Below are 17,866 nucleotides of genomic sequence, written 5' to 3' on the forward strand. Positions count from 1 at the left end.
TTATCCGGGCAGCCCAGCCTCCTTGCACGGCTCAGAATGTAGCCGACAGATTGAAGTCTATTCTGGCGCTGTCCAGACGTCTATCATAAAAATCCTTTTTCAAGGGAAGTCCCACGGTCAGAGCACCGTACATATTCTTGTACCTGGCCTCAAAACCTATACCTGTACTCATCAACATGCGATGTTCAGGTGCAGTATCCCCTGCTACAGTTCCCCAATCAAAGAAGGGGAAAATATAAAAACGTTTATTCTTGTCCAAGGGTATATGGTACTCCAGCCCCACTGTCAGCCCTTGTTCGCCGCCAATGAACCCTTCTTCATAGCCCCGGACGCTGTTGACGCCGCCAATGAAGAAACGGTCTGAAGATGCCGACAGAAAGCTATTAGCACTCCACTGCCCGTCCAGACGCCCTTGGAAAAACTGTCCGTTCTTATAGCGTTTCTGCCAGAAGGAACTGAGACGGTAAATCCTGGCCGTATCCGATTTGTCGTCAATATTGCTGCTCCGTGAAAACACAAACGAGTGTTTATGATAAAACACGGACGCATTACCATAATGAGTGAAGGAAACATACGGTATCACCCGGTTTAACTTATCATCCACATACGGCACAACTACACCCCTGCCATGCCCCACTTCTGATTTAACCGTCTGATTGACGTATTGAATACCTGCCTCATGCCGGGAATGTTCCGTAATCTGAAACGGCACACGCCAAGTCACGGAATAAGAGGTGGACTTTCCCTCCACCCCTAGGGGTTTTAGCTCGCCACTCGTCACTTTCGTCTTGTTGGCTGCATAATTCAGGTCCAGCATCATGCCTTTTTTCGATATGGGAAAACTATAGCCTAAATTCCAGGCCTGGGTGCCCTGACTGCGGATAAAACTTGCCCGCAGGGCGTCCCTGTGGCCTGTCAGACTGCGCATATTGTAAAACAGCCCCTGCCGCCAGCGGCCGCTGGATTCATAGCCATCATTGTCCGTATAAAGTGTTACCGACTGGTTCTGCGGCTCAAAGGCTATGATTTCATAGTCAGTAGTCCCCTCCTGACTGCCCGGTTTCATCACTACCCGCAGCTGCAAATCATTGGTGCCATGGAACCAGCGTAAATCCCGGTTTAGTTTATCAATATTGGCAATTTCTCCCGGTTTTAAGCCCAGCCGGCTTGTGATATAGCCGGTTTTGGTATACTTGTTCCCTGTGATGTTGACCTCTCCCGTCTTGCCCTCAATGAGGCGGATTTCCACCTTCCCCTCGTGAATGCGCTGGGGAGGCAGCACGGCTCCACAGGTCATATAGCCCTTCTGCCGGTAAAGGTCGGTTATTTTCCCGGTCATCTCCTGCAAATCCTTTACGGTAATCTGACGGCCGATATATTTTTCGGTGACCGACTTAATTTCTTCCTGCGTCAGGATTTCCGAAGGGGTGCAGTCCACCTGCTTAAGTTCAAAGCTGATTTCCGTTTCCCCTTCCACTGCCGGATTCTTTTCCGTCTGCTCCACCTTTTTATCCTTAGCAGCCTCATCCTCTGCAATCTGTTCCAAAACGCGTTCCCGTTCCATATCCCTGCGGTCACGTTCCAGCTGAATACCGGCACCAGCATCCAGATTCCTGTCAGGTGCAGCCAGGACGGCCTGATTTCCCGTTAATAATCCCACGATAACTGTCAAACATAAAGACTTGGACGTTTTCATCTACTAAATCTCCCATCTATGGCAAAGTCATTGTGCCTTAGCAAATTTCTTTCTTATAATTATTATCGCATTATTTTTCATTTTATTAAATAGGTGTTCCAGAATGTCACCCTGTTAACGCTTGCTTTTTTCACAGCATATCGTTAAACTGAAAACGAGTTATTAACGATATAGATTTTTGGTCATAATTGTACTAAGACAAGAACGGAGCTCCTGGCAAATGAATACACTTTTTGCAGAAACGCTGAGAAAACTGCGAACAGAAAAGAGTCTTTCACAACGGGAACTGGCCGGACAGGTGTATGTAACCCGGTCAACGATTGCCCGCTGGGAAAACGGCAGCCGCCTGCCGGATGCCATGATGATTACGCGGCTCGCTACGTGTCTCGATACAGATGTCAACATACTGCTGGCAGCGGCGGCCGCCAGTGAGGAAACGCCCCATGTCATCATGGTGGATGACCGAAAAATGTTTCTATCCAGTGCCCTGCCGATTTTAGAAGAGGTACTGCCTTATGCCACTATCACTGGCTTTACCCGGCCATCAGAGGCCATAGAATTTGCCACGGCCAACCGCGTCGCCCTAGCTATTTTGGATATCGAAATGGGCCATACCAGCGGCCTTGACCTTTGCCGCAAACTGTTGGCCATCAATCCCCGCACGAATGTGGTGTTTTTGACAGCTTACGTCGAGTATTCTTTTGATGCGTGGAGCACCGGTGCCTGCGGTTTCCTGCTAAAGCCGCTTACGGCCGAGGCCATACAGGCACAGCTCAAAAATCTCCGCTATCCGTTTTCGTTAGGAGGCGCAAAGAAATGACTGACTGGCTGACACTGCTCGCTTTTGGCCTGATTGGTGCAATGTTTACCCTGACCGCACTGGGGCTCGGTGTTGCGGCCATTATGCCCAGCACCAATCGATGGAACAGACGTTTCTTCATCAGCCTGTTTGCCACCATCATGCTGCTCATATTGTCTGTGCTCGTTGATTCCCTGGTTTGGGAAAATCCCACCATGGCTGCAGCGGAAAAAATAGTGGCCTTTTTTGAATATCTCTTATTTTCGCTGCCCATGCCGATGTTTACCATTTACCTGCTAAAAACCTGTGGGGAACGGTGGCAGACAAGCTGGCTTTTCCGCACCATCGCCGGCCTGTGGTGCCTCTTCTTTATCCTGTTGGGCATAGCCCAAGGCACAACCTTCCTGTACTATATTACGCCTGATAACCAATTTTACCGTGGGCCCTGGCATTCCCTGCTCATGGCTCCCCTGATTATAATCATGCTGCTCAATCTGGCCGGTGTTATCAGGCAACGCAGGCAGCTGCCCACCAAATACTATGCCGCCTTTCTCGTTAATCTGCTGCCTCTGACAATAACCTTGCTCCCCTACACTTTTTTCGCGTTCTCTCCCACCAGCGAAATGGCTCTTTTTATCGGCGAAGTTCTCTCCACGCTTTCCATGTTTGGCATGATTCTGTACCATCAGACTGACCAATACATGCACCAGCAACGGGAAATTGCCCATCAACGCGCCAGTATCATGGTGCTGCAAATGCGGCCACACTTTATCTACAACGCCATGATGAGCATCTACTATCTTTGCGCTAGTGATGCCCAAAAAGCCCAGCAGGTCACGCTGGATTTTACCACTTATTTGCGCAAGAACTTCACCGCCATCGCCGGTGAAAATACCATACCTTTTACCGATGAATTGGAACACGCCCGCGCTTATCTGGCCATCGAACAGGTGCAGTTCGAGGACAGGCTCTGTGTGGAATACGATACGCCGCACACCTGTTTCCGCTTACCGCCACTGACCTTGCAGCCCATTGTAGAAAATGCCGTCAAGCATGGTCTGGACCCGGAGGCCGCGCCCCTGCATATCACGATCCGCACCATAGCGGCAGAGAACGGCAGCCAGCTTATCGTAGAGGACAACGGCCCCGGCTTTGCCCCGGCCGAACTTGCTGACAGCCCGGAACCACATACCGCCCTGACCAACATACAACAGCGGCTGGAAATGATGTGCGGCGGCGAAATAAAAATCCGCCCTCGTGCAGAAGGCGGCACTATAGTCACCATAACAATTCCCTAAAAACATAGACGATACGCTGACCCCATTTTATAGGACTTCTTATTTAATTGTTTGCAATATAAAAATAAATTTTCATCATAGTTTAGTAATTTGTTTCGATAATCCAGTTAAACATCAATTTCCTGTATTTTTTATGTAATACTTTCACTTCTCATACGTACGTATATAATAAAAGAAACCATAACAAAAGGGGAGAATGAACATGACTATGATGTGCAAACAGGAAATTAGTATAGACCAAATAAGAATTGTAGCAGGTGGAATACATCATCCCCCTATTAAACTTCCTCATTTTTCCCCCACCAAATCATTAACCCCCAACGGTCCTCTTGATAAGAAAGAACCTTTGAACTTAACAGCCCCACTTAGCAAAACAGGGTCCTTATCATAATACTAACATAGCATATAAAAAACGAGGCGAATGCTTACAATTTTAGCATCGCCTCGTTTTTATTATTACTATTTGGATTGCTGACATTTTTAACATACATATTCGGTTACAACCAATCGCCGACCATAATTACGAACGTTACTATGGCATAATAGGAACACGTTGCCATGTATCATTCCAAACTATTCTTTCTATTTACCATTATTACAAATATCCTACCCCTTATATTCTCTGAATTCATACTCCAATATCGCCCGATACAAATCCGTCCTCTCATTTATAGCCACTCTCTTGAACTCATCATAAGACTTAAATGGTAACCCTGTACTGTTCATAAATCCCAAGAATCCAGGATTGTTTGTGTATTTCTGCTGATTCAGTGTCTGTGCCAGTATATTCTGTGAGAAATACTGCTTCACTTTTACATCATAACTGACATCTCCATAAGAAGCATTAAAGCTCTTTGGAAGAACTAACAGGTCGCCAATACTGTTTCTCACGTTCTGGAAATCACTCTCATTATCGAACTCATCCTTATGCTGCTCAAAATGATTAGACCAGATATGCTCTACCTCTATCTCCTTTTTATTCAGCATATAATCAGGTGTACCAGAGCCTCTTGCAACAATTTCAGTTATAAGTGCCAACAACACCTTAATTTTAGGCTTGTTCTGCTGATTTAAATGTGGCGATGTCCCTATCAACATATTGTTATCCATCTTATGTGTAAAGAGATGATTCTTCAAATTAGATACAGACATATTACGAATCTGTTTACATAGTTCATAAATTTTCGCTTCCATCTGATTCTGTGATGTCAGCCAGTGGTTCCAGACACGCCATGACAGGATTTTTGTCAAATACTTTGACACTACCTTAATCTTCTCAGTAATCGTATCATCACTGTCTCCATATTCAACGGCTGCCATAATCAGTGCCGGCTGAAGCGTAAAGCCATAATCAGAATTTACGATTAAATATAGGTATTCCTTTACATTCCTGCTCTCAATCAGTTCCATAATATGAATATACACATTTGCAAAATACATTATCTTATTTACAAATTCAACATATTCAGCTGACCCATTAAGCCCCAGCCGCTCCTCTTCATCACGAACCCAACGATGGAACTCTTTACCTATCTTTACAAAGTCTGAAGATGCATTTTTTGCCTGCGACAAGTTCTGAGCATAATGAGATCTAAAATAAATCTTAAAGAATTCAAACTCTGCCTTAGACTTGGAAGATAGATTTATCGCTGCCAGCCTCTTTGTTGTAGCATCAAACTCTTTCATGATAGCTTCTCGCTTATCATCATCGATTTTTGCCAATAAATAGCTTCGCAACATCTCCACTTGAGTTAGGGATAATCCACGGTCGTTCATAGTCTCAAATATAACATAGGCAAAATCATCGCTATTTGTCCAAACCTTTGAAAACATTACCTTTTCTTTTAACCAGTACATGAAGTGAACTATATTGTGCTCACCTATTTCATCGCGCCAGCATTCACCGATATCTGCAAATCTGTTTACAAGATTAGTTACAGATACAGGATCATTTTTCTGTACTGTGTACGTCCCCTTCTCATATAGTGCTTCCATGCAAGGTCTTCTTTCCGCAATATCCAAATTAAAAAGATGTTCTCCATAATAATCTGAAGCAATCAGATTATCAATAATAGCCGGAAATCCTTTTGCGCTGCCAAAAGTTCTTTTTAAATATATTAAAAGAAGAGTAACAGTTGTTATTCTCTGCTGCCCATCAATAATAGCGCTACGAGTCCCACCGTTTTCTGAAAAAACAATCTCTCCCATGTAATAAGGAGAATACTCCTTGACCTTTGACAGTTCATCCCCCACTTTCCAATTTTTTAAGAATTCAATGGTCAGATCATCAACTAAATCCTCAATCTGCTTCTTTCCCCAAACATATTCTCTCTGATAGTAGTCTACATCATACTTTTCAAGAAACAACTTTTCTATTGGATAAACATCACTATCAACAAATACACTAGATTTATTCAAAGTCAACAGCTCCTTTATGTTATATAGCACAATATTATTCAAGAAACCAAACTACCTTGTCATGAAATTTCTTTTTATGTTATCGGTGTTATTACCACTCTATGCTATTTTCATCAGATTATGACCGCTTAGACAAATACTTACAATGATAAATTCGCTATTATAACGGAGCTTTCCTTTTATTTTTCAAGGAAGTGGCCTTCCACTGCAGTTGGAGCTTTCAACATATCCAACTTGCCAATAATATAGTCTAAGATTATGTTTATCTTAAAAATTCGCTGAGCGAATACTTTAGTATATTAAAGGATAAACAAATATCATTTTCTCAAAAAACTAAAATGTAAGTAAATTATTTCTTAAATATTTCGTTATTTTATGGCAAATTGATTATTTTAAAAACTTAATTAAGTTTTATTGATTTTTGGTTATATATATGATATTATCCATATATAACTTAGTTAAATTTTAGATTTTTAATTATATAGGAGGAAAGCTAATGGCTGAGTTAACCAACCGCAAGTCTTTCACCACTACTCTTTCCAATGACAATGTGGAGAAACTGAAGACCTTATCTGAAAAGAAAGGCGTACCTAAGACAAAAATTCTCGATGATGCCGTAAATACCCTCTATGAAAAGGAGGAAAGCATGGAACAAGATGCCAAGAAACATAAGGGAGTCGTTATTTCCGTCAGCAACAACAAAGGTGGCGTTGGTAAAACTACCACGGTAGCAGCCTTGGCCGACCTGCTTTCCAAAAAGGGGAAGAATGTCCTGCTCATTGATGCTGACCCTCAGGGCAACCTTTCCAACACTTTTAACTATATGGGCGAAGGTCAAAATCAGATTCTGGACAATTACCTGGGCAATCTGTTAAAAGATAGAATGAGAGCCGTTCAGGACGATGCGCCGGATAAATGCGTGAAACTCGACTACTTTATCCTCAGCTCCACCGAATTCCCACGCATTGATCTTATCTGCTCAGATATCCGCCTTGACGGTACGTATGCTGAACTCAATGCTGGCGGCGTCCGTTATGCCTATATCATCGCTGATATTATCGAAGAGGCGAAGGCTATGGACAAATACGACTATATTCTAGTAGACAGCAGACCTGCCATGAATAACGAGGTGGCCATGTTCCTGCTGGGTACTGATTATGTAATCATCCCTGTAGAGCCGGCAAAACATGCTATCTTGGGTGCTAATGCAATGGCTCGTTTCGTTCTTACCACAGCTAAGCAGCGTCCGAGCCTCAAAATTCTCGGTGCCTTCATGACCAAGGTTGTAGACCGCACAAAATCTTTCCATGATTTTCTCCCCATGGTCCAGAATGGCTGGGACAAAATGCTTTTCGAGACTCGCATCCCCTACAACCAGGATGTAATCAACTCCGAAAACTTAAGTGCTCCTGTTACTTATAGAAAGCCTGCATGTAAGGCATCTAAAGCATATATCAAACTTTGTGACGAGGTGGTGGCTAGAATTGAGCAGCAATAAAAAGAAGAAAAACAACAATATAATGGGTATTTCCTTCGTCGACCTTTCAGGACAGACTGAGGAAACAACCACTACGCCCGTTGGCGTCAGCAGTCGTTTCGATAACGATGAGTTTAGAGAAATGACTAAAAAGAGACTTATGGCGCAAAATAACAGCACCTCAACTCCCCCAGCGTCTCCCTCCCCTATTGAATCAGCCGAATCCGTACGGGAAACCTCCGAAAAGACGGATAAAATTTTGCAGGACATTGCTGGCAATACCGGTGCCTACACCCTGCTGCCGCTTAATTTACTAACCCCCACTCCTGCAGAGTGGAATCAATTTTCGACCATCTCCAATGAGAAAAAAGTACTTATGGCCGACAGTATCTATCGTAACGGCCTTCAACAGCCGCTGGTCGTGCGTGCTTTGGATAAAGAAGGCACTACCTATCAGATACTGGCAGGCAACACCCGTAAAAGTATCTACGAAGTACTCTATGAAATCACTCAGGATGAAAAATACCTCTCTATAGAGTGTAAAGTATATGGTTATAAAGAACTAAGCGATGATCAAGCCAGAGAAATCGCTTCTGACACTAACTATGTACAAAGAGCTAACCTTACCGGCAGAGATAAGAGCTTTGCCGTACGCACAAAATTAAACATACTGAAAAAACGCGGCGAAAAGCAGATACTGGAAAAAGCGGCCGAACAAATGGGCATGAAACGCACAGCAGCATTCAGCTGGAACAAAATGGCTAATCTTATCCCGGCTTTCTTTGATATGTTCGATGAAGGCCTTATTTCCCAAAAGGCAGCTACACGTATTGCTGCCTGGTCGCACGAAGTTCAGGCGGAATTACACAAACAGGCAGACCTGCTCACCAACGAGATAATTATGGCCATTCCGGCCAAAACCCCATCGGAAAGGGTTTTAGATAAATTTCACGAGGTATTGGACCAGACTACGCAAGAACATACTGCTGCCACTAAAATTGGTTATATCGACACGCTGACTGAAGAAGATGATGGCTATACCATTCACCTTTCCGGCAAGGCTCCTTCCGCCTCTCAGCTGATTGTCATGTATATTCCAGATAAGAAAGCCACCGCTTTCAAAAACGCTTACAAAGATTATATACTCGACTCTTCCGAAAAAGCGGATTGACAGGTGAAAAGGACCGACTATTGTAATAAAGTCTGTCCTTTTTCTCTTATAGCTTTTATTGTGGGTCTTTTTGTCGGTGATTCAGCCTTTTACATTTATATACTTCTTTGCTATGGTACTTATCAACAGGATGTGGATAAATTTCCCCTTTATCTTAAAGGCTTTTCATATTTTATCAACAGGTATCTGTGGATAGAATAGACAGATTCCCCCACCATAACGGCTGAACAGACAAATTATACCACCAATAAAAAAACCTGCTGCTTTTCTATACCATATGAACCGACAAATCATACCACTACAAATGATTTAACGACTATTATTACCACAATAAATAATCTGCCATCCCAGATTTTATCTGGCTTCACAATTAGCATACTTCTAAAAGCTAAGACCTTCTCCGACAAAATTACCCACTACAACCGACAAATCATACCACCATACAAGTATAAACACCGACAAATCATACCACCACAAAGCCCTAAAACATGCTTACGCCCTTTTAGATAAAGGGGAATCCACTAGTTCCGACAAAGTCACCCACCACAAACTAATTAGAGACATAATTCCCCACTACAAACACTCATCCAATTATCAAAAAATCCTTCTCCGCCCTTATCACCACTGGATTCATCATCATCCGACAATTTTCCCCACTACAAGACTCTCTATATATAATATTATATGTTTATTATATAAACATATAATATATAAGAACTCTACTTGTTGTGGGAACTTAATGTTGATAATCTCTACCACAAATAGTATAATATAATATAATATGTATTTGCTATTATTCGAAAGGACATATGCATATGCCAGCAAAAAAGGGAAACCCTCTCTCCAATGAAACTGAATATGTTTATCAGAATTTGGATTTTGAAGCACCCACTAAGTTTGCAAACGAACTCATGTTTGCAAAACACTCCATGAAAGAAAATGAGATGAAAATCTGGCTTTTAACTATGGCATCCTTAGCTCGGGAACAGGAAATCAATAACGATGTACTTTATGAATATAACATTTCTGTTCTTGCAGATAAACTAAGTATCAATAAGGACAAAGGCTGGCGTGGCATTATCCGCGAAGCGCTGGACCATGTTTCAGATAAAAGTCTTAAAATAGTAAAGCGCTACTCCAGCGAGGAAGATAAACATAATTGGTTAAAAATACCATTATACAATTCTGTTGAGTACAATGATTTTAATGATACTGTTTCTGTCTCTGTAAATCAAAAAATGCTGCCTTATTTACAGGACTTTACCGAAAAGTTTACTGAAGTAGACATTGATGAGATGTTAGCTATACGAGGCATAACACAACTCAAAGTTTTCATGGTAGTTAAAGAGCTTATTGCAGAAGGTACATATACTATTTCCATTGACCGTTTTAAAGAACGACTTAACATGCCTGTTACTGCTTACGCAAATTTCCGTGATTTTCAACGTGATGTTTTAAAAAAAGCTGAGCAACAAATCAGGAAAAGCACTTCGCTAAAACAGTTCCACTTTTCACATGATGGTAAAGGTCGTCGTGCTGCCACAACCATTACTATTCATTTAACAGATGTTACTGGTAAGGTTTTACCGGCACCCAAAAAAGTAGTTACTACTGAAGATAAGATAGAAATGCTGGATTCGGAGCAGCTTAGATTGTTTGATGAATTTTCCTCTTTTGGAATCAAGCCCGAATCTACTTGTTTAGATATCATCAACAACTACAGTATAGAAGTATTAAAAAGCAACCTTGCATATTATAAGGAACAACTAAAAAAACGCAAACCAGAACAAGAACCGCTTAGTGCCGGTTATCTTATTACTTGTATAAAAAAAGACTATGCCAAATCCCGTCGCAAATCCTGGCTTCGTAAGGCTGATACAAATGGCAGTGTGGAGACTGAATTACAGAAGACAGATATGCAGTTGGAAGATGTTTACAAAACATGTAAAAACAATGCCGGTGTTCTAATCAAAAAAGGCAATATGAAGAAACTCCTTGAGATTTTCGATGTTGCTGCTATGTCGATGAAGAATATGGCGGCTAATATGGGAATACCTTATGACGAAGGGGAAGCTCGAGTTAAAATCCAAAAACGTGACCTTCGTAATAAGGAAACAATGCTTTTCCGAGAACATCTGGCACAACGGTTGATGTCCGGTTATATAACTATGGATAGCATGATATAAATAAATTCGCCGAGCGAATACTTTAATTTACTAAAGTATTCGCTCGGCGAATTTTATATCTTTTTTACATGATATAATCCATAAAAAATGAATAATGGACTTTATTGTGGTATTATTTGTCGGTCTACTTTTTTTGATGTTTCATAACTGGCTGCTAGATATTGAATTATTCAGGGAGGAGCTTAGGACAGACCTGGTTTCTATCTGGATGGAAGGGAGGGGAATAAATATATTGCTTACATGAAAACGCTTTTCAATTAGGCAGGATTTAGGAATATCATATAGAAAATAACATAGGAGTAGTGTGCTTGCTTGCAAGAATAATGTGTTGTCTTTTGCTTTTTATATACTAGAGGTGTCGTGGAAAAATGAGCAATAAAAAGAACGTGGCAATTATTACAGGTGCATCCAGTGGCTTGGGAGCAGAGTATGCCAAGTTTTTGGATAAAGAGGGAGTAGACGAACTGTGGCTCGTTGCCAGACGTAAGGAGCGTTTGGATAGTCTGGCGGCAAAACTTCGTACGCAATGTCAAATTCTTACGTTGGATTTAGCAGATGAAATATGTTTAGATGAATTGGAACAGGAGTTGGCCGTCCAAAAGCCTCATGTTAAATATCTGGTAAATGCAGCTGGCTTTGGCTGTATTGGTTTAAGCCGCGATTGTCCAAGGGTAAAACTCCAGCAGATGGTAAAGCTTAATGATATGGCAGCTATGGGAATTACAGAAATGTGCATACCGTACATGTCAAAGGGGAGCCATATTCTGGAAATTGTATCATGCTCAGCGTTCCAACCAATACCTAATCTTGCTGTCTATGCGGCCAGCAAGGCCTTTATGTTGTCATATAGCAGAGCATTAAGCGTTGAGCTTAGTGAATTAGGGATTCAAGTTACCGCTGTATGCCCGTTTTGGATTAAAGATACGGAATTTGTGGACAAGGCCAGAGAAACAGATAGGCATCAGGTTTATAAGGATATGCCAGGCGCAACTAACGCCAAGAGCGTTGCTGAAAAATCCTTACGGGCTGCAAAAGCAGGTGCAGTGGTATGTACTCCGGATACTGTAAGTACTGTGCACCGAATAATAGCCTCTCTTTTACCGCATTGGTTGTTGGCAAAAGTCTGTTTCTAGCGAAGTGTTTTCCCTAAGGAGAGGGGCGATTAAAATAACGATGATGGATAAGAAATAATAAAGGCGGACCGCTGACTAGAAATAGCCGGTGGTCCGCCTTTGGCGGCTGCTCTCGCTGCTGTATTTTATGGATTTTATTCATACCTTCTCTCATTTCTTCACGAAGATAATCTACTGCAATTAGTCGTCCGAATTCAGCCAAGGCTTGAATTTGGCATCTGCTCTACAACCGTTTTTTATCCAATAGCACAGCTCTTCATGACGGATAAAACGTCCGGTAGCTGCTTCCCAATACACATTGTTGTCAAAAACACCTGTTTCTGCCTTTATGCCCCAATGGGCCAGCATCTTCTCACAATCTGAGCCAATCCCCACAAAGGTAGTCTTATACGTGTGATAATTACCGGGCCAGTGGGTTTTTAAAGTACATTTCCCTAATGCGGTCAGAACGTGGTAAAAATGGCATGATTTATACGGAGATTGGAAGGTTTTAGTAACGCAGTGGCAGAAGTCATAATATTCTTCTACCATTTTTTTTGGCGCTCCGATACCCAAGGAACAGAAACATTTCTGCAACTGTCTTAATGATTTCGTTACAACGCCAATTCATTAGCTGCTGAAGGCTGGGTTGGCAGTACGGATGGTGCCCAGCTGGCTGGCGTTTAGAATTTGAAAAGCTTTTTCAACTTCCGGTGGGATATCTACGTGTGTGATGAAACCTTTACCTTGGGGGCCATAGCCATGCTTGTCATCTCTGAGCCGGGATATATCTCCCAGGAGTAGGGTAATATAATGCTCTACATCCCATAGGCCCCAATATTGGCGGATAAAGCGCAGGGAGCCATTTTCAGTGGCAAGATAGGGGAGGTAAGGTGCATAGTTTATGAAGGTAGTATCTGTGTTATACTTCAGCTCCTTGGCAAAGCCAGCTGCCATGCGGCGCTGCATAGAAGGCTCCTGCATGATTATGAGCGATTTTGCCGGGATAGCGGCCTCTTTTAGTTTTGCTAAGGCATAAGTGACATTATTGCCGCAGTTGGTGGATTTTGTTTCCAAGAGGATATCATGAATATCGTACTTCCGGGACAGGTAGTTGGCAATCATCTCGGCCTCTGCTTTGTCATTGGTTTCCATATCTGGGAATCTGGCTTTGAATTTAGCTCTAAGAGACTGGGTGGTATGACCGATGCCGCCAACTACCATCAGGTGGCGGGCCACGCCGCGTTTCCAGACGGTGGCAGCAACGTCACAGCCAAAGGGAATGGTGCCACCGAAGAGTATCAGTACATCAGCCTGTTTAATGCCATATTTGCTTTGTAATGTTTGGGGGCTTAGTTCTGGCAGGTCACGGACGCCGAGAAAACGGGTAAGTGTATTGGCAGCATCAGCAAGCTGCTGAAGAGGGATATTATTTTTCGGATAAATTTGCATGGCATTTTGTCCTCTGCTAAAAAGTTTACATATTGAAAAGGATAAGACCGCCTCTGCGGTCGTGGACGCAGGTATGGCTCCTTGAGGTAGGCAAAGTCTACATAGGCAGCTCTGGTTATTGGTAACAATTCTTGGCAAACCGGAATTTACCTGCTATTTTTACAATATATGGAAAAGGGCGCTGTGATGACACAGCGCCTGTTAGCGTTTAGGGAAAAGATTAACGGATCAAATCGAAATCAGCTGACTGGCAATCAATAAGGTTAGCAGGATCGATATTGGAGTAGATACCAGGAAGAACTTCAAACCTATTGAGATTGTCGGAGTTTTCTTCCATAATTATACGGTTATAATCCTCAACAAAATCATAAATCATTTTCATCATGATAAATCGCTCCTTTGCCCTAAATATAAGTGTAGTATATGAAAAAATGTTAATCGATTTATATATATTATGGCATATTATATAAAAAAATGTAAAATACGGGTTTTTGATATACTTATAGAGAAAAACTATGGAATAAAGCTATAACCGGCCAACATTCAAAAATAAAGGTGCTGTGACGAAATGGGAAATCATTACGTCACAGCACCTTTTAGCTATTGTTGATTGGCTGCGGCCGCTGCCGTCTGGCGGTAGTGGTCCATGATGTCTGCATGATGCTGCTGGAGGTAGTCCAGAGCCTGTTGCTTTTGGCTGGGGGATGAATCTTCTGCCAAATAGTCCTTGGCGGCCTGTTCCTGGTCTTTGGCCATCTGATTGAGACTGCGGCAGCCGATGGTCAGAGCGGCGGACTTCAGTGCGTGGATTTTTATACGGTAGTCATCCCAGTTGCCAGTGGCCAAATCTTCGTCCAGCCGCGCAATTTTGTCGGTGGATTGTTTGCTGAACATATCCAGTATTTGGTGGTAGATGGCCTCCATGTTGTTACAGTATTTCATGCCCAGTTCGCGGTCAATAAGCGGTGAGGGCAGTGTGTCTGCTGTCGTGGCTGGAGGAGCCTCTGAGGCAGGGGCGGGTGCAGGCGCTGCCATCGGCGGCAGGGCGGCCAGCGCCGGCTTTATCAGTTCTGCTGGCAGATAGCGGTGCAGCATGGCAGTGAGTTCATCACCGGTCATGGGTTTGCTGAGGTAGTTGTCAAAGCCTTCACTGAGGAATTTTTCCCGGGAACCCGAAAGGGCAGTGGCTGTCAACGCGATAAAGCGGGTGCTGCCGATGCCTTGCAGCTGTTTTGCTTTGTGCAGGGTTTCCACTCCGTCCATGCCAGGCATCATGTAGTCCAGCAGCACAACGTGGAACCTTTGTTTCTGTAGGGCTTCCAGGGCTTCTGCACCGCTATGGGCAATGGTTGTTTGCATCTGCGTTTCCTTGAGCAGGCTGTTGGCCACAAAGCAGTTCATATCGTTATCGTCAACGATGAGTACATGGGCGTCGGGGGCGATAAAGCTGGCCTGATGGCTTAGGTTGGTATCAAGGTCAGGCTGGTCATGGAGATTGAAAACACCAATCGGGTCAAAGGAGTGAACTTCCTGAGGCAGCTCGATGGTAAAAGTGCTGCCTTCGCCATAGGTGCTGTCTACATGAATGCTGCCATTCATAATGTTCAGCAGGCGATGGGTGATAGCCAGTCCCAGACCAGTGCCTTCAATCTTGCAGTTGCGTTTGATGTCAAGACGTTCAAAGACATGGAAAAGACGTTCTCTATCTTCCTCACGAATGCCAATGCCGGTATCGGTGATGGCAGCCCATAGGCGCAGGGTGCTTGCGCTGCGCTGGCCGCTAATGTCCAGTGTAACGGAGCCTGACGGTGTGTATTTTATGGCATTGTTCAGCAGGTTGATGAGAATCTGGCGCAGGCGGCCCGCATCACCATAAAGTCCGTTGGGCAGATAGGGGTCAACGTGAATCTTGAAGGTCAGATTTTTGGCCTGGGCCCGCACGCCTACCAGAGTGCCGACTTCGCGCAGAACCTGAGCCAGTTGATAATCCGTAGACACGATTTCTATGTGGCCGGACTCAATTTTTGAGAAGTCCAGAATTTCGTTGATGATGGTTAAAAGAGCTGCCGTAGCGGATTTGATGTTGCTGGCATACTGCCGGACTTCTGCAGGCAGATCCTGCCGCAGGATCATTTCGTTCATGCCGCTGATGGCGTTGATGGGGGTGCGTATTTCGTGGCTCATATTGGCCAGGAACTGGCTCTTGGCCTGATTGGCGGCGTCGGCAGCAAGACGCGCCTCGCGCAGTTCCTCCGTTTCGGCCACGCTTGTCTGGGCCATTAGCAGATAAATGCTCAGGCAGGCAAAGAGAATCAGCATAAAGGAAAAGAGGAAGAACACCCGCTGATAGATGCTGGTAATATGACCGGCCACTGCTGACCAGGGCATATAGCCAATTAGGGAGAAGTCGGTCTGGGGAAGGTCTGCACCAAAGACGAAGAATTTTCCCTCGGCTCCTTCGGTATAGACGGCAGCAGCTTTGCTGCGCTGCAGGCGGCGGTGAACCTCCCGCATACCCTCCTGAATCGTTTTATCGGCCCAGAATTTTGTATCATCAGTGGTGAAGTTTTCGTAGGGTACTGCCAAGGTGCCGTCGCGGTATTGGATGATGACATGGGTAAAGGCATCATAATCGGAAAGGGCAAACAGCTGGGGCAGGATTTCCAGCGGATATACCTGATAGAGAACATAGCGGACATTGTCACCGTAAAAGACCGGTGTGCCGAGCAGAATGCCGATTTCGGGATTGTAGTCAATGATGGTGTTGCCATGGAAGGCCAGCTGCAGGCGGGGAAAGGAATCCCTGTCCAGGTATCTTCCCATGGTATGATGCTGGAAGTCGATGAGACCCGCTTGCCCCTGGGGATTTTGCTGGACAAGCATCTGCAGTACAGCCTCTTTGTCCTGTTCGTGCGTGGATAAATGGTTGGCGGCCGTCTGCAGCGGCGTCATAAAACGGCGGAAACGTTCACCGGCCAGCAGGGAGAGGTCTTCGGTCTGGCGCGACACGGAATGCTCAGCGGCATTGTTGAGCATATTCACAATGCGTTGCTGTATGAAGATTCCTGCAAGAAAAATTAAAAAAAGCATCATTGAAATTGTGATCAGCATTTTTTTGCGATTATTCAAGAATCTCCACCCCCTTTACCAGCCAGTCCATGTGCTGCAGCAGGCGGTCATCCCGGATGGCTTCATCCGGACGGCAGCGCAGGTTGCCCTGCCGGTCGTAGATTTCGCCGGCAAAGACGAAACGGCCGTCCAGCATCTTTTTCTTTATCTGGTCAAGTTGTGTTTTTTGTTCGTCGGTGACAGCAGGGGAAAAGTCGCAAAGTTCCACAAAGCCGGCCTCCATGCCCATCCATTGCTTATCCACGAAGTTTAGTTCGCCCTTGAGATAGCGGCTGATGATGTTCTCGTAGTAGCGGTCCCAGTTGCAGATAACTGAGGTCAGAGCATGGCTGGAGCGCCAGCTGTGCTTGCCTAAATCTTCGTAATAACCAATGTAATCGATGCCGAGCTTTTCGGCCACATCAGCAGCTGCAGGTTCGTCCTGATGGTATGTGAGGATGTCGGCCCCGGCTTCTTCAATCAGGCGGCGTGCTTCCTGTGCTTCTTTTTCTTCGTCCTGCCAGCTGCCTGTCCACATGACTACAACCCTGGCATCAGGATTTGTTTGCTTTACTCCCAGCGTGAAAGCGTTGATGCCGCGGTTGACTTCGGAGTTTTTCATGGCCGCCACGTAGCCAATCACGTTGCTCTTGGTGCGCATTCCGGCCAGTGCGCCAGCCAGATAACGCCCCTGATACATACGCACGAAATAGGAGGTCATATTGCGGGCGTGACATTCAGCGGAGTTGGTGGCAAAGGCAATATGGGGATACTCGTGGACGAGTTTTTGGGCTTCCTGCGAGTAGGAGTAACTGGCCAGGAAAATCATGCCGGCACCATCATTGGCGAGTTCACGAACGGCCTGGGTGCAGGCACCATCGCCGATAATACGCTCTTTGGTAATGAGTTTGAGGCCCATGGCAGCACAGGCCTTGCGGATACCGCGGTACTGAGGAGCGTTCCAGCCCTCTTCGTCAATGCCACCCAACAGGACAATACCGGCTTTGGGCTGGGGCTGGTCGAAGGTGCTGCTGGAAAAAATCCAGCAGGCGGCAACCAATACGATTAAGATAAAGCTGACAATGAGCCGGGTAGCCCATTGGGATAATCTGTGATGCAGCCAAAAATTCATACCGTTACCTCCCATCC

Annotated in this window: 13 protein-coding genes; 6 read left to right on the plus strand and 7 right to left on the minus strand. The window is 44.5% G+C overall.

The window, feature by feature from the left end; genetic code table 11:
• Positions 1–31 precede the first annotated feature (31 nt).
• Entirely contained in the window at positions 32–1,696 is a 1,665-nt protein-coding gene (locus tag DL94_RS0113425; protein WP_028130605.1) for a ShlB/FhaC/HecB family hemolysin secretion/activation protein, read from the minus strand.
• A 220-nt stretch (positions 1,697–1,916) separates the two neighbouring features.
• Here DL94_RS0113425 and DL94_RS15465 point away from each other — a divergent pair, with 220 nt between their 5' ends.
• On the plus strand, positions 1,917–2,516 hold the full coding sequence (locus DL94_RS15465) for a response regulator (RefSeq protein ID WP_051586471.1): 600 nt from the start codon (positions 1,917–1,919) through the stop codon (positions 2,514–2,516).
• Complete coding sequence (locus DL94_RS0113435) at positions 2,513–3,793, plus strand: sensor histidine kinase (RefSeq protein ID WP_028130606.1); 1,281 nt, start codon at positions 2,513–2,515, stop codon at positions 3,791–3,793. Before DL94_RS15465 ends, DL94_RS0113435 begins: the two co-directional genes overlap by 4 nt.
• Before the next feature lie 606 nt (positions 3,794–4,399).
• Here DL94_RS0113435 and DL94_RS0113440 read toward each other — a convergent pair.
• The gene (locus tag DL94_RS0113440; protein ID WP_081798832.1) at positions 4,400–6,211 is read right to left on the minus strand and encodes a DUF262 domain-containing protein; all 1,812 of its coding nucleotides are present in this window, start codon (positions 6,209–6,211) and stop codon (positions 4,400–4,402) included.
• A 496-nt stretch (positions 6,212–6,707) separates the two neighbouring features.
• Here DL94_RS0113440 and DL94_RS0113445 point away from each other — a divergent pair, with 496 nt between their 5' ends.
• From DL94_RS0113445 to DL94_RS0113465, 4 genes are all read left to right on the plus strand, one after another.
• Complete coding sequence (locus tag DL94_RS0113445) at positions 6,708–7,709, plus strand: AAA family ATPase (protein WP_028130608.1); 1,002 nt, start codon at positions 6,708–6,710, stop codon at positions 7,707–7,709.
• A complete protein-coding gene (locus DL94_RS0113450; protein WP_028130609.1) occupies positions 7,696–8,859 on the plus strand; it encodes a ParB/RepB/Spo0J family partition protein in 1,164 nt (387 codons plus the stop codon). The genes DL94_RS0113445 and DL94_RS0113450 overlap by 14 nt, the downstream gene beginning before the upstream one ends.
• 815 nt (positions 8,860–9,674) lie before the next feature.
• On the plus strand, positions 9,675–11,045 hold the full coding sequence (locus DL94_RS0113460) for a replication initiation protein (RefSeq protein WP_028130611.1): 1,371 nt from the start codon (positions 9,675–9,677) through the stop codon (positions 11,043–11,045).
• 368 nt (positions 11,046–11,413) lie between these two features.
• Entirely contained in the window at positions 11,414–12,178 is a 765-nt protein-coding gene (locus DL94_RS0113465) for an SDR family NAD(P)-dependent oxidoreductase (RefSeq protein ID WP_028130612.1), read from the plus strand.
• A gap of 180 nt (positions 12,179–12,358) precedes the next feature.
• Here the strand turns inward: DL94_RS0113465 and DL94_RS16225 are convergent, their stop codons facing one another.
• The 5 genes from DL94_RS16225 to DL94_RS15010 form a co-directional block, all read right to left on the minus strand.
• Entirely contained in the window at positions 12,359–12,709 is a 351-nt protein-coding gene (locus tag DL94_RS16225) for a hypothetical protein (protein WP_156031894.1), read from the minus strand.
• 78 nt (positions 12,710–12,787) lie between these two features.
• Positions 12,788–13,609, minus strand: coding sequence for a YdcF family protein (locus DL94_RS0113475; RefSeq protein WP_051586472.1), 822 nt, complete (start codon positions 13,607–13,609; stop codon positions 12,788–12,790).
• Positions 13,610–13,829: 220 nt separating this feature from the next.
• Entirely contained in the window at positions 13,830–13,994 is a 165-nt protein-coding gene (locus tag DL94_RS16230; RefSeq protein WP_156031897.1) for a hypothetical protein, read from the minus strand.
• A 215-nt stretch (positions 13,995–14,209) separates the two neighbouring features.
• The gene (locus tag DL94_RS15470) at positions 14,210–16,645 is read right to left on the minus strand and encodes an ATP-binding protein (RefSeq protein WP_231464719.1); all 2,436 of its coding nucleotides are present in this window, start codon (positions 16,643–16,645) and stop codon (positions 14,210–14,212) included.
• Positions 16,646–16,730: 85 nt separating this feature from the next.
• Positions 16,731–17,849: a BMP family ABC transporter substrate-binding protein gene (locus DL94_RS15010; protein ID WP_051586474.1), complete on the minus strand. Its 1,119-nt coding sequence runs from the start codon at positions 17,847–17,849 to the stop codon at positions 16,731–16,733.
• Positions 17,850–17,866: the final 17 nt, after the last annotated feature.

Origin of the sequence: Selenomonas sp. AE3005 (genome assembly GCF_000686945.1) — a bacterium.
Classification (GTDB): domain Bacteria; phylum Bacillota; class Negativicutes; order Selenomonadales; family Selenomonadaceae; genus Selenomonas_A.

Coding starts and splice junctions, on each gene's coding strand:
- DL94_RS0113425 (WP_028130605.1), bottom strand. CDS start 1,696: ATGAAAACGTCCAAGTCTTTATGTTTGACAGTTATCGTGGGATTATTA.
- DL94_RS15465 (WP_051586471.1), top strand. CDS start 1,917: ATGAATACACTTTTTGCAGAAACGCTGAGAAAACTGCGAACAGAAAAG.
- DL94_RS0113435 (WP_028130606.1), top strand. CDS start 2,513: ATGACTGACTGGCTGACACTGCTCGCTTTTGGCCTGATTGGTGCAATG.
- DL94_RS0113445 (WP_028130608.1), top strand. CDS start 6,708: ATGGCTGAGTTAACCAACCGCAAGTCTTTCACCACTACTCTTTCCAAT.
- DL94_RS0113460 (WP_028130611.1), top strand. CDS start 9,675: ATGCCAGCAAAAAAGGGAAACCCTCTCTCCAATGAAACTGAATATGTT.
- DL94_RS0113465 (WP_028130612.1), top strand. CDS start 11,414: ATGAGCAATAAAAAGAACGTGGCAATTATTACAGGTGCATCCAGTGGC.
- DL94_RS16225 (WP_156031894.1), bottom strand. CDS start 12,709: ATGGTAGAAGAATATTATGACTTCTGCCACTGCGTTACTAAAACCTTC.
- DL94_RS0113475 (WP_051586472.1), bottom strand. CDS start 13,609: ATGCAAATTTATCCGAAAAATAATATCCCTCTTCAGCAGCTTGCTGAT.
- DL94_RS16230 (WP_156031897.1), bottom strand. CDS start 13,994: ATGATGAAAATGATTTATGATTTTGTTGAGGATTATAACCGTATAATT.
- DL94_RS15470 (WP_231464719.1), bottom strand. CDS start 16,645: ATGCTCAACAATGCCGCTGAGCATTCCGTGTCGCGCCAGACCGAAGAC.
- DL94_RS15010 (WP_051586474.1), bottom strand. CDS start 17,849: ATGAATTTTTGGCTGCATCACAGATTATCCCAATGGGCTACCCGGCTC.